At 51.9% G+C, this 12,863-nt stretch carries 10 protein-coding genes; 9 read left to right on the top strand and 1 reads right to left on the bottom strand.

Annotation, left to right across the window (positions count from 1 at the left end; translation table 11 throughout):
* Nucleotides 1-96: 96 nt before the first annotated feature.
* From DW47_RS0103230 to DW47_RS0103255, 6 genes are all read left to right on the top strand, one after another.
* Nucleotides 97-777 carry a nucleoside recognition domain-containing protein gene (locus DW47_RS0103230; RefSeq protein ID WP_029684911.1) on the top strand — a complete coding sequence of 227 codons (681 nt, stop codon included), beginning with the start codon at nt 97-99 and terminating at the stop codon, nt 775-777.
* Entirely contained in the window at nt 770-1,237 is a 468-nt protein-coding gene (locus DW47_RS0103235; RefSeq protein ID WP_029684912.1) for a YjiG family protein, read from the top strand. Before DW47_RS0103230 ends, DW47_RS0103235 begins: the two co-directional genes overlap by 8 nt.
* A 38-nt stretch (nt 1,238-1,275) precedes the next feature.
* Nucleotides 1,276-2,379, top strand: a complete 1,104-nt coding sequence (locus DW47_RS0103240; protein WP_029684913.1) for an amidohydrolase — start codon at nt 1,276-1,278, stop codon at nt 2,377-2,379.
* Between the two features lie 135 nt (nt 2,380-2,514).
* Nucleotides 2,515-3,858 (top strand): glycoside hydrolase family 28 protein, encoded by a 1,344-nt coding sequence (locus DW47_RS0103245; protein ID WP_029684914.1) that lies wholly within the window; start codon nt 2,515-2,517, stop codon nt 3,856-3,858.
* A 263-nt stretch (nt 3,859-4,121) separates the two neighbouring features.
* A complete protein-coding gene (locus DW47_RS0103250; RefSeq protein WP_029684915.1) occupies nt 4,122-4,733 on the top strand; it encodes a methylthioribulose 1-phosphate dehydratase in 612 nt (203 codons plus the stop codon).
* A 39-nt stretch (nt 4,734-4,772) separates the two neighbouring features.
* Entirely contained in the window at nt 4,773-7,085 is a 2,313-nt protein-coding gene (locus DW47_RS0103255; RefSeq protein ID WP_029684917.1) for a molybdopterin-dependent oxidoreductase, read from the top strand.
* A gap of 215 nt (nt 7,086-7,300) precedes the next feature.
* Here the strand turns inward: DW47_RS0103255 and DW47_RS0103260 are convergent, their stop codons facing one another.
* On the bottom strand, nt 7,301-8,677 hold the full coding sequence (locus DW47_RS0103260) for a purine-cytosine permease family protein (RefSeq protein WP_029684918.1): 1,377 nt from the start codon (nt 8,675-8,677) through the stop codon (nt 7,301-7,303).
* A gap of 606 nt (nt 8,678-9,283) precedes the next feature.
* Between DW47_RS0103260 and DW47_RS0103265 the strand changes: the two genes are divergently transcribed.
* The 3 genes from DW47_RS0103265 to proP all read left to right on the top strand — a co-directional run bounded on the left by DW47_RS0103265 (nt 9,284) and on the right by proP (nt 12,817).
* Nucleotides 9,284-10,084, top strand: a complete 801-nt coding sequence (locus DW47_RS0103265) for a hydroxypyruvate isomerase family protein (protein ID WP_029684919.1) — start codon at nt 9,284-9,286, stop codon at nt 10,082-10,084.
* 51 nt (nt 10,085-10,135) lie between these two features.
* The gene (locus DW47_RS0103270) at nt 10,136-10,918 is read left to right on the top strand and encodes an N-formylglutamate amidohydrolase (protein WP_038027083.1); all 783 of its coding nucleotides are present in this window, start codon (nt 10,136-10,138) and stop codon (nt 10,916-10,918) included.
* 444 nt (nt 10,919-11,362) lie between these two features.
* Complete coding sequence (gene proP / locus DW47_RS0103275) at nt 11,363-12,817, top strand: glycine betaine/L-proline transporter ProP (protein ID WP_029684921.1); 1,455 nt, start codon at nt 11,363-11,365, stop codon at nt 12,815-12,817.
* Nucleotides 12,818-12,863: the final 46 nt, after the last annotated feature.

The raw sequence follows: 12,863 nt of genomic DNA on the forward strand, positions 1-12,863 counted from the left end.
GAGAGGCTGCAGAGAGCTATTAGATGGCCTAGCGCAGTGCCATTCTTCTGCCTGAACGGTACAGCAGCCCCAAAAATACACAATAAGAGGGTAATAATGACAAAACACACCATCTCCCACCAAACTCCTGACCCGGAGCAGGCCTACGGAAATGTCACACTGAAAGGCTGGCTGTCTCTGATTGCCGTATTGTTAGTCTTTTCAGGATTATTTTTTAACGTTAAAGAAAGGCCCTGGCTGGGTGCCTTCGATTTCACCACCCTCAGCGGCGCTTTTGGCACCATAAAGGGCGCTTCCTCCACCTTTACCGGCAGTGGCGGTTTAGGGGCCAAGGCCGGATTTCTGTTTGCTTTATCACTGGTACCAACGGTTATGCTGGCCCTAGGGTTACTGGAAATTTTTACCCATTATGGCGCAATACGTGCCGCACACCGCCTGCTGACCCCGCTACTTAAGCCGCTACTGGGACTCCCGGGCTTTACCGGGCTGGCCTTAATAACTGATCTACAAAGCACAGATGCCGGCGCTGCCTTGAGTAAAGAGCTTTATGACAGTAAGCAAATCACCCGTAAACACGTCGTCATCATGGGTTCTTGGCAATATTCCGGTGCTGGGCTAATTAATAACTATTTTGCGATCGGTTCCGCGTTATTCACCTCGGTCACCACGCCTCTGATCATTCCGCTTATCCTGATGTTTATTCTGAAATTTGTCGGCGCTGCTTTCACACGGCTGATCCTGAATACCGTTTATAAGAAGGATTTTATTAATGAATAATTCGCTTCCTACCCACAGTAATCCGTTTGATATTTTTGTAACAGGTGCCCGTAAAGGCTTTCACATCGCCATTAATAACCTGATGCCGAATGTCATCATGGCCTATGTGATCGCAGAGATCTTAAACCTGTTAGGCGTGATGCAGTTTATCGGCCATTTGTGCGCGCCACTGATGGGATTATTCGGACTGCCGGGTGAAGCCATTACTGTATTACTGACCTCCTGGCTTTCTTCTTCGGCCGGTACCGGCGTTGCTGCCAGCCTGCTAGCTACCGGTAAGCTAGATGCGACTCAGATTACGATCCTTATCCCAGCGATCTTTCTGATGGGGTCACAGCTACAGTATATGGGGCGGCTGCTGGGGGTAGCCGATGTGCCGAAAAAATACTGGCCACTGCTAATGTTGGTTAGCTTGGGGAATGCCATTATTTCTATGCTGGTGATGCGGCTCTGCGCCTGACACACCTCTTAACCCTTTACGCCTTTAAGGAGCAGAAAATGTCTCGGACGTTAACGCATTTTTCAGTGTTACATGAGATCCCGGAGCTGGGGTTTCAGGAAGTGAAAACCTCAGCCTACATCGCCAGCGCCCTTGAGCAGGCAGGCTTTAAAGTGACCCGACAGGTCAATGGCACCACTGGCATTATCGCCGAACTAGACAGCGGAAAGCCTGGACCGGTCCTGGCACTACGTGCCGATATGGATGCTCTCGGCCATATTATTGATGGCCAGCAGGTGGCTCGCCACACCTGTGGCCATGACGGACACTCCTCAGTAGTACTAACAGCGGCGGAAGAAATTATCAGTGAAGGACTGGTGAGAAAAGGTCGCCTGAAAATTCTGTTCCAACCAGCAGAAGAGCTAGGTACCGGTGCAATTGCCATGGTCGAAGGCGGTGCGCTGGATGACACCGACATGCTGCTCGGCTTCCATCTTCGCCCTATCGAAGAGTGCCAAAAAGGACAGGCCGTCGCCGCCATGCACTACTCTGCCAGTGCTACTTTGGAAGCGATATTCAGTGGACAGGCGGCCCATGCTGCCCGCCCTCACCTGGGGGTCAACGCCTTGGATGCCGCGGCTCTGGCCGTGCAGGCGGTGAATGGAGTGCATCTCTCTCCTTCCCTGACCTACAGCGCCAAGGCCACACGCTTTCTCTCCGATGCCGGCGTCACCAACTCTATTCCGGCGGATGCCCGAGTCTGCTGGGATCTGCGCAGCGCAGACAATGACGCGATGAAACAACTGAAACAAAAAGTGATCACCGCCATCACCGGCAGTGCTTCAGCAGTCGGTGCCGAGGTGGAGGTGACGCTATTGAAAGAAATGCCTGCGGCCATCTTGGATCCACAGGCCACGGCGGTTGTCAGTCAGGCCATCAGTGAGGTATTGGGTGAAGAGGGACTGATCGCGGCTAAAACTACCCCCGGCAGTGAAGATTTTTTCCATTATCTGCGACTTTGTCCACAGGTTAAGGGAGGCTTCTGGGGACTGGGTGCCAATCTGACGCCGGGCTTACATCATCCGGAGATGCACTTTGATCGCGATGCACTGGCCATCGGTGTCAAAATATTTAAAGCCAGTGTCGTACAGGTATTGGGGTAATCGGACTGGACGCCCGCTGTCACGCAGCGGGCTGCAACCTTCTGCTACATTCAGAAACGTTAATTGTCTGGAGCCCTGTCCCGTGACCCGGAATGATAGCGTCTGTCTTTTCTTGACCCTGATCCGGAGATCCCTATGGCTTTTTTAAAAAAGCACAACCGCTCCCCTTTTTCCCTATCATTACTAACGTTGGCCCTGTTAAGCCCTCTAAGTACCTTGGCTGCGGGCTCAGCCTGTTCTTTGTCTTTGAAAGCCGGTACGGCTTCAGTCACCACTGCGCTGCAACATGCGATTGACCAGTGCAGCCGTCATGGCGGCGGGACAGTGACACTGCCCGCCGGGACATGGATCAGCGCACCAGTCACCCTAAAAAGCCATGTCACCTTGCATCTCGCGGCTGGCAGTACCCTACAATCTACCGGCCATCCACAGGATTTTGTGCCGGCGTTTATCAGCCAACCCACTCATCCCCGCGAAGCATTGATCATCGCCAATCACGCCCAAGATGTCGCCATCACCGGTCCGGGTACGGTTGATGGTCAAGGGCAACACGCCTGGTGGCCGATGGCGACAGATGCCCGTAATCACCTAAAACAGGGTGATGTCCGCTGGTTTGAACGTCACTGGAAAGGGGTCCCACCGGCGAATGGCATGCCACGGCCGTGGCTGATTGAATTCAATCATGTCCAAGATGGCTATATCCGCGACCTGCATATAGTCAATTCACCGATGTGGAACCTGGTACTGCGTAATAGCCAGCACATCACGGTCAGTCATAGCAGCATTATTAACCCACCAGACTCACCAAATACCGACGGTGTGGATGTGGTATCGTCGCAAAATGTGTCATTGAATCATCTGAAACTCTCCACCGGAGATGATGATATCGCCATTAAATCTGGGCTGGCATCCACCGGTAAGGCACCATCCAGCGCCAATATTCGTATTGAAGAGATTGATATTGCCCGTGGTCACGGATTATCGGTCGGCAGTGAGACCGCCAATGGTATCGGCAGTGTCACGCTGCGCAATGTGACCTTCAACGGCACCGAAAATGGCCTGCGTATTAAGTCAGGCCGAGATCGTGGCAATAAAATCGGCCCCGTTTTGGCCGACAATATTCGAATGAACCACGTCAATGTACCGCTGGTGATCACTGACAGCTATGGCGGTAACGGCGGCTATTCGAAACAGAGCCTGACGCCGTTGCCAGCAGCGCCCGTCTCGGCACTGACACCGTTTATTCATGATGTCACTATCCGTCATCTTATCGCGAAGAATGCGGGGATGGCCGGGATGATCAGTGGTCTGCCGGAGGCGCCATTACAGAATATCCAATTGCAGGATATCGAGATTGATGCACCGCATGCCTTACAAAGCCGCTATGTGAACGGTGCACTGAGCAATGTCCGTGTCGTGTCACACAGCAAAGCGCTTCCTCTTCAACAAGGCCCAGATAGCCACTGGTCAAAGGGCTGACCCTTACCCCTGCTGGGGGAAGTGAACGTATCGCCTTCGCCGCGGGCAGTACTAAGTTCCAAGCGATACAGACAGTATGGCGGGGGCACTGGATCATGGCCTGGTTACCGACAAAGAAACTGTACGGCGACAGCTGTTTAATCACTCATGATGCTTAGCCCGCAGCAGCCGTAGAAACATTGCCCGCCTGTGCTGGGGGTGATACTATCCCTCAGCCGTTTAGACGGCTAAATAACACATCATTCGGAACAGAAGGAAGCGGTATGTGGCAACAACGACTGGCGGAAGTAGTCACCGCCTGCCATTGGATCGGTAATAAAGGTTGGGCACCTGCCACCGGCGGGAATATGTCCATTCGTCAGGACGAGCAATGGTGCTGGCTCAGCGAGTCAGGTCGTGACAAGGGCAGTTTAACCACAGAGGATTTTCTGCAGGTAAATATTGAGACCTTAGAGGCCCCTTCGGGACGTACACCCTCTGCTGAGACCGGCCTACATACCTTGATTTATCGTCTATTTCCGCAGGCCAATGCGGTTTTGCATGTGCACACGGCCAATGCTACGGTCCTGTCACGACTGGAAACCGGCGACCAGTTGCTGCTAAGCGGTTATGAAATGCAAAAAGCACTCAGTGGTCAGCAGAGCCACTTGGACACCGTTCCCATTGCCATTTTTGACAACGACCAAGATATCGCCGCCTTATCAGAACGGATTTTCGCCACTGCTCAGCAACAGCCTCTCCATTACGGTTTTCTACTGCGTGGCCACGGCCTTACCTGTTGGGGTAAAGATGTCAGCGAAGCACGTCGCCATCTGGAAGGGCTGGAGTTCCTATTTGACTGTGAATTGAAACGCCGTCTGTACGCTGGCCGTTGACCCTCTCCCTTTGATCACTCTCGCGGATAATGAATAATAATGAAAACTGAGCAATCACTGACCTCCACCCACTGGGGCACCTATCAGGTTGAGGCCGACGGTGAAAAAATCATCGCCATGACGCCGGTCTCCTGGGATAAAAATCCGTCCCGTATCGGCCAGTCAATGCCGGAAGCGATCACCGGTAATACCCGTATTCGTCGCCCGGCTGTGCGCCTCGGTTATCTAAAAAATGGCCCTGATTCCCGTGAAGGACGTGGCAAAGAGCCCTTTGTCGAAGTCAGCTGGGAGCAAGCGCTGGCGCTAGTGGCCCGCGACATGCAATCGGTCAAAGCACGCCACGGTAATGAGGCGATCTTTGGCGGCTCCTATGGCTGGGGCAGCGCCGGACGTTTTCACCATGTGCAGAGCCAGTTGCACCGGTTTCTAAAAGGCTTTGGTGGCTACACAGCCAGTACCAACACCTACAGCAGCGCCGCAGGCGAACGGATCCTGCCGCACATTATTGGCCCGCTGAGCCCACTGCATAAGCAACATACCCATTTTTCAGTGCTGGCGGAACACTGCGAAGTGTTTATGGCCATCGGCGGATTACCGGTTCGCAATGCCCAGGTCAATGTCGGTGGGGCCAGCGACCATATGCTGAAACACTGGTTAGAGGAGATGCAGGCGAAGGGTGTCAAGTTTATCAACGTCAGCCCAGTGAAAAATGACCTGAGTGCGGTCAGCAATGCCGAGTGGCTAGCGGTTAAACCCGGTACCGATACCGCGCTATTGCTGGCGCTCTGCCAAACTCTTATCCGCGAAAATCTGCATAATCAGTCGTTTATCGATAGCCATACCGTCGGTTTTGAGCCTCTGCGCCGTTATCTGCTGGGGGAAACCGATGGTATTGAGAAAAATGCTGACTGGGCTGCCCCCATCACTGGCCTGAGTGCTACGCAGATCACCGAGCTGGCCCATACCCTGGCCCGTCATCGCAGCATGATCAATATCTCTTGGTCGATTCAGCGTTCACGCCAAGGAGAACAGGCTTATTGGGCCACCGTTGCCCTGACAGCGCTGCTCGGACAGATTGGGACGCCAGGGGGCGGTTTGGCCTTCGGTTATGCTTGCACCAACCTGGCAGGGGCCGACCGTGTCGCCTTCTCCGGGCCGCGTCTGCCGGCTGGGGAAAATAAGGTGAAAACGGAGATCCCGGTGGCGCGGATCTCAGACCTGCTACTCAATCCGGGAGGTGAATACCAGTTCGACGGTAAAGATTGCCGTTTCCCAGATATCCGCTTGGTCTATTGGGCCGGTGGTAACCCGTTCCACCATCATCAGGATCTCAACCGCCTGGTTGAGGCGTGGCGCCGTCCAGAAACCGTGATCGTCCATGAGCAATACTGGACTGCCCAGGCAAAATTCTCGGATATCGTCCTACCGGCGACAACAGTGCTGGAGCGTAATGATATTGGTAGCGGTAGCCATGATGGCTTTATGGTGGCGATGCGCCAACATATTGCCCCAGTCGCCGAATCCCGTGATGATTATGCGATTTTCAGTGATCTCGCGGCCCGTCTCGGCTTTGCTGAGCAGTTTACTGAAAACCGCAACCCGGAACAGTGGCTGCGCCATCTGTATGATGAGTCCCGCCCGCGGGCATTACAGGAAGGGATTGAACTGCCACCTTTTGATGAGTTCTGGGAACAGGGAAAACTGGAATTTAAACGTCCGGAAACGCCACAAATCTTCCTCGAGGCATTCCGCCGGGATCCGCAGCAGAATCCGCTGTCGACCCCGTCAGGAAAAATCGAGCTGTATTCTGAGACCATTGCCGCCTTTGGCTACCGCGAATGCCCTGGCTATCCGTTCTGGGACCCACAGGAAGCCGAATATCAGCAGCAACAGGCAACAGAATGGCCACTGCACATGCTGTCTAGCCAGCCCCGCACCCGCCTACACAGCCAGTATGATCATGGCAGTGTCAGTCGTAGCACCAAAGTGCAGGGCCGCGAACCAGTGTGGATGCATCCGCAGGATGCGGCAGCACGGGGGATCAGTGAAGGATCGGTGGTAAAAATCTTCAATCAGCGCGGGGCAATCCTCGCGGGTGTGCATATCAGTGACCAGATCCGCCAAGGGGTTATCCAAATCTCCACCGGTGCTTGGTATGATCCTCAGGACCCATCAGTACCAGGTTCACTGGATAAACATGGCAATCCAAACGTATTGACCGAAGATCGCGGCAGTTCACGACTCGGTCAGGGATGCAGTGCCCAAAGCTGTAAAGTTGAGATTGAAGCCTGGACCCAACCACTGCCAGAGATCACCGCCTTTTCTCCACCGCCTTTTGTCACACACGATTAAGTCAGTACAGACCCCCGGTAGTTACGCTGCCGGGGACTCAAAAAGACTTAGGGCTCGCCGTTCTCATCGTAGTGAATGTCGATAGCAGGCGGCCGGTAACCGCTAGGCAATCCCTGCCTATACCGCTATAGCGTGCTCCATCTTTTCTTCAGGGCATAAAAAAACGCCTGTCACAAAGCATGTGACAGGCGTTTGCTGAACGTCATTGAAGCAGACTATACGAGCTGTGCGCGGCGGCGACTGAGCAGTGGGTAAGCAATGCCCGTCACGACCATACTGATCACCCAAGAGATATCTACCCCAGGGATCATGTTGGCGTAAGGCCCTGAGAAAAAGGCATTGGAGACAAACGGGATTTGCACCACAATTCCTAGGAAGTAGACCGCCAGGGCGATCACATTGGCCCGACCATAAATCCCGCCGTCGGCACTGAATATAGAGCGAATATCATACTTCATACGCTTAATTAGGTAGAAGTCGATAAGATTAATCATACTCCACGGGATCAGCACAGAAATCAGTGCAAAGATTAGGTTCAAGAACAGGCTGACGAAATCGCCCGCCGCTGCCAATGCCACCAGTGAACACACCACTAAAATCACCAGCGAAGTAAATACCCTGACTTTCAGAGCCGGTTTCCATGCCGGGAAAAAGGTCTGTACCGAGGAGATAATCGATAAGGTACCTCCATACAGGTTCATCGAGTTATGGCAGATGATATTGATTAAAAACAGGATGATCAGTACCGGTCCGAAAACTCCCGTTGCTTCTCTGGAAGCCACCATGGTATCTGTGCCGGCCGGCACTAAGCTGACCGCCAGCATACCGAATAAAAACGCCAGAATCGTGCCGCCACAGGTCCCCAGATAGGTATAGATAAAGGGTTTGAAGACCCCGATTTTTGCCGGTAGATAACGGGAATAGTCAGAAGTATAGGGTGAAAAACTGATTTGCCAGACCGCGCCGATACAGAAGGTACCAAACCAACCGGCAAAGGAGAAACCACCACGGGTAAAGAAATCAGCAGGCAAATCATGAAACAGCATGATGGCGATACCGATCAGTAAAGCGGCACCCATCACCCAGGCGCCAATATAGTTAATTTTATGGATAAACCGGTAGCCGATAACCCCAATTAGAGTTGCAGCAACAGCGCCAATCAGCGTGGCGGCATGCAACGGAACATCCGGAACCATATTATTAATAATTCTGCCCGAAAGTGTGATATTGGAAATAAAGAACCCAAGATAAATCACTGACGAGAAAAAGATTAATAATAAAGAACCGTAGCGTCCGAACTGTGCCCGACTCTGCAGCATCTGTGGAATTCCGACCTGAGGTCCCTGGGCCGACGTTAGGGCCAGGAAAATACCCCCAAACAGATGCCCGAAAATAATGGCACTGATCGCAGAAGCCATATTCAGATGATAAGTTTCAGTGGCTACCGCCCCTGTGGAAACCGCCAACGGTGCGATATTTGTACAAAACCATAGCGTAAATAAGCTTTTGACCTTTCCTTGTCGTTCCTCTGGTTTTACATAATCAATCGATTTATCTTCGATTAATTGAGAATTTTCTTGCGATGTCGTCATTACTTTTGCCACTCTTCACGTTTTTATCATCCTGATTGTTGCCCCCTATAATAGAGAACTTTCATTTATATCCCAAACGATCCCTGAAATAAAATTCCATCTCATTCCAATTACTACCCCCTAAGTACCAATAATTTATCCATATAATGCAGATTTATAACGGATAATTTCATCGCTTTTACACATAATAAAAAAGTCATATGCCAGTAGAATAATGACCAGTAACTTACTGACGTGGCTGACTTTTTAAAAAATATCTTTCACTGATTATTTTTGTCATATTATATTGATGCCAACGATAATAATAACTTGGTAAAATATCTTGTTGAAATGAGTAATGGGGATAACACGTCATTAGGTCATTTTGAAGTAAAAGAGGCCGGTCAAAGCACCACATTGGCAGATTTATGCCGCGACAAGACGGAACCTACTCGCTGATATCCAGCAGTGCAACTGCCATAAACGGAACCTGATATCGCTGGCGACGGGTGAGTAGTTGTCTCTAATACCACGGGGTCCCCGCTGGCAGAATATCTGCCCGCCCCTCATACTTAACAGCGGTTTCAGAGCGGCCTTTCCGCTCTGTCTGAGTAAGGAGAAGGTAAAATGTCCCCTGAGCTGCGATTCTGCGCCAACCTGAAATGGCTGTTTACCGAACTGGCTTTTCCAGCGCGATTTGACGCTGCAGCAGCTGCCGGTTTCCGTGCGGTCGAGTACGCTTCCCCTTATGCTTTTAGCGTAGCGGATCAGCAGCATTGGCTCAGCAACAACGGTTTACAGCTGAGAGTGATCAATACTCCCACCGGTTCTGCAGGCACCCTGACCGCTTCCGGGCAGGCCTGTCATCCCCATTCGGTAGCCGCTTTTCAACACGATTTTGCATTGGCCTTGGAATATGCCACCGCGCTGGGTTGTCCGATGATCCATCTGCAAGCCGGTATTCGGCCACCCGAGGTATCCGTCGACCACGCATTCGCGACCCTATGTCAGAATGTCAGTGATGCTAGCCAACTGGCCACCAGAGAGGGGATCACCCTATTGCTGGAAGCTATTAATCCGCAGGACATTCCGGGATATTTCCTGACTACCCAGGCGGCAGCATTATCGGTGATTAAACAAGTCGCCGCTCCATCAGTCGGACTATTGTTCGATATTTATCACTGTCAGCGAGCAGAAGGTGATGTCACTGCCCGTCTACGGCAGTATCTGCCCTGGGTCCGTCATGTTCAGGTCGCAGCTCCCCCGGATCGTAATGAACCCGGATGCGGTGAACTAAATTGGCCGTTTTTATTCGCGGAATTACAGCAACTGAATTATCAAGGCTGGATAGGATGCGAATATCGTCCTCAGGGCAGTACGGCCGTGGGGCTCGACTGGTTATTACCCTACACAACGCCGAGAAAATAGGCCTACATGACAAATCCACTTTTTGATTAACCTTACACAGGGAGTCTCAACGTGTCAGAAAAACTAATCAGTGCTGGCGAACCTGCGCCCTTTACCGTCCGTCGTGCTCAGGGTTCTTCACCGTTTTTATTGCTCTGTGACCACGCCGGTCGCCGTATCCCGCAAAAACTGGGTGGGCTCGGCATCAGTGAGGTAGAACTCAACCGCCATATCGGTTGGGATATCGGGGCGTTGGCAGTCTCAGAGCAGCTCAGCGATAAGTTGGATGCTACCTTGATCTCTCAGACTTGGTCACGGCTGGTGATTGACTGTAACCGGCCACCATCGGTTGAAAGTGCCTTTCCGGTGATCTCGGAAGCTACCCCTATTCCTGGCAACCAAGGCTTGTCTGATGAGGACAAGGCGATACGCCGTCGAGAAATTTTTGACCCTTATCATACTGAAATCCGCCAACTGATTGAGCAGCGGCGTCAGCGGGGCCAGCCAACCTGTATTATCGCTATGCACAGCTTTACGCCGGTATTTCTGGATGTGCCGCGCCCTTGGCATATCGGCTTGCTGTATCACCGTCTGAAGGCCTATCCACAGGCACTACTGGCACAGCTCCGCACCCAGCCAAACTGGGTGGTGGGTGATAACCAGCCTTACTCAGTCTCGGATGCCACCGACTATGCCATTCCGCAACACGCTGAGAAAAATGGTCTGCCTTCGGTCGCCATCGAGATACGTCAGGACCTGATCGCTGATGCCGCAGGCCAAGCAGAATGGGCTGAATCCCTAGCCCCGCTGTTACAGGCAGCTTGGCAGAACTACTGCAACACGCCGTCACACTAATCGCCACACCGGATGCCCGACTGTCATCGGTCGGGCCAGTCGAGCGAGCATATCCGTAGAGATAATGGCAATTTCGTGAAAATGGACTATTTTGGGGAAGATAATGACTTATTTGCAGGTATCATAGGGAGAAACGAACTTCCCACATCAAAGCGGGCAGTTATTCCCAATGGCTACGCTTACTTGAAGCAGTGATATATCCCACATAAATACAGATTATCAGTACATCATATCAATATAAGAATAAATCTCAGCAAAACTGGCCCAAAACTTGCTAAGGTTAGCCTCCGTATACTAAGGTAAATATACGTCAATAAGCATTGACCTGAAATTTGTCCGCGTTACTGGCTTCTTATAGCTTTCATTCCCCCTCTTTTGATACAGCACCATTTCTGGCAACGAAAGCTATAAGGCGGCCTCATCATAAAACGTTATGAGGAATCTATGACGAGTAGTACCACTGATAAGCAGAAGAAACCCTTCTGGAACAAGAAACAACAGAAAGAGCTGACTGTTGACGATATCACTATCGTTGATAACGAGATGCTGAAGCGCGCTGTCGGTGCTGCCGCCCTAGGTAATGCCATGGAGTGGTTTGACTTTGGTGTCTTCAGTTACTTAGCGGTAACTATCGGTAAGGTGTTCTTCTCGAATGCCAGCTCTGCCGCCCAGCTGATTGCCACTTTTGGTACCTTTGCTGCGGCTTTCTTGGTGCGTCCAGTAGGCGGCCTAGTCTTTGGCCCACTGGGTGACCGTTATGGTCGTCAGAAAATCTTAGCCATCACCATGATCATGATGGCGATTGGCACTTTCTGTATCGGTCTGATCCCTTCTTACGACAGTATCGGTATCATGGCACCGATACTGCTGCTGGCTGCCCGTCTGTTACAGGGCTTCTCTACCGGTGGTGAATACGGCGGTGCGGCGACCTTTATCGCAGAATACTCTACCGATAAACGTCGTGGCTTTATGGGCAGTTTCCTTGAGTTTGGGACCCTAGGGGGTTACCTGCTAGGTGCCGGTCTGGTGACCGGTTTAACCTACGCCATGCCTGCTCAGACGATGCTGGATTGGGGGTGGAGAATTCCATTCTTTATCGCGGCCCCTCTGGGTCTGTTCGGTCTGTATCTGCGTCTGAAACTGGAAGAAACTCCAGCATTCCAACAGCATATGGAAAAACAAGAAGCGCTGGAACACAGCAAGCCTCGTCTGGGACTGTTCCAGATGCTGGCAAAATACCGTGCACAGATGCTGAAATGCATCGGTTTGGTACTGCTGTTTAACGTCTCTAACTATATGCTGACCTCTTACATGCCAAGCTATCTGACCGGTATCCTGCACCTTAGTGATCTAAGCAGCCTGATCTTGGTAATGGTGGTGATGTTTGTGATGATGCCACTGACACTGATGTGGGGTCACTGGACCGATAAGGTCGGCCGTCGTCCGGTAATTGCCGCCGGCTCAATCGGTCTGATTGTCCTGTCGATTCCTTGTCTGATGCTGATCTGTTCAGGCAGCATGTGGGGCGTGTTTGCCGGTCTGATTATCCTTGGTTTTGTTCACACCTGTTTCAGCGGCACCATGCCAGCCACCCTGCCAGCACTGTTCACCACCGATATTCGTTATAGTGCACTGGCGATCGGTTTTAACGTGTCAGTGTCACTGTTTGGTGGTACCACACCGCTGCTGGCAGCCTGGCTGGTCGACAAGACCCACAACCTGATGGTGCCTGCGTATTACCTGATGGTGGCCGGTGTGATTGGACTGATCACTGTGTTTACCCTGCGTGAAACAGCCAGCCGTCCGCTGCGTGGTTCAACCCCGGCAGTAGGCTCTAAAGCTGAAGCGATGAAGCTGATTAAAAAGCTGAAACGCCCTACTAAGAACACCGCGGCATAATCAGGCGCGATAAACAAAAAACCGAGCATTTGCTCGGTTTTTTTAT

Source organism: Tatumella saanichensis, from assembly GCF_000439375.1.
GTDB lineage: Bacteria > Pseudomonadota > Gammaproteobacteria > Enterobacterales > Enterobacteriaceae > Tatumella > Tatumella saanichensis.

Bases quoted from the DNA above. Each gene is read 5' to 3' on its own strand.
- DW47_RS0103235 (WP_029684912.1), top strand. From the start codon at position 770: ATGAATAATTCGCTTCCTACCCACAGTAATCCGTTTGATATTTTTGTA.
- DW47_RS0103230 (WP_029684911.1), top strand. From the start codon at position 97: ATGACAAAACACACCATCTCCCACCAAACTCCTGACCCGGAGCAGGCC.
- DW47_RS0103250 (WP_029684915.1), top strand. From the start codon at position 4,122: ATGTGGCAACAACGACTGGCGGAAGTAGTCACCGCCTGCCATTGGATC.
- DW47_RS0103265 (WP_029684919.1), top strand. From the start codon at position 9,284: ATGTCCCCTGAGCTGCGATTCTGCGCCAACCTGAAATGGCTGTTTACC.
- DW47_RS0103245 (WP_029684914.1), top strand. From the start codon at position 2,515: ATGGCTTTTTTAAAAAAGCACAACCGCTCCCCTTTTTCCCTATCATTA.
- DW47_RS0103255 (WP_029684917.1), top strand. From the start codon at position 4,773: ATGAAAACTGAGCAATCACTGACCTCCACCCACTGGGGCACCTATCAG.
- proP (WP_029684921.1), top strand. From the start codon at position 11,363: ATGACGAGTAGTACCACTGATAAGCAGAAGAAACCCTTCTGGAACAAG.
- DW47_RS0103260 (WP_029684918.1), bottom strand. From the start codon at position 8,677: ATGACGACATCGCAAGAAAATTCTCAATTAATCGAAGATAAATCGATT.
- DW47_RS0103240 (WP_029684913.1), top strand. From the start codon at position 1,276: ATGTCTCGGACGTTAACGCATTTTTCAGTGTTACATGAGATCCCGGAG.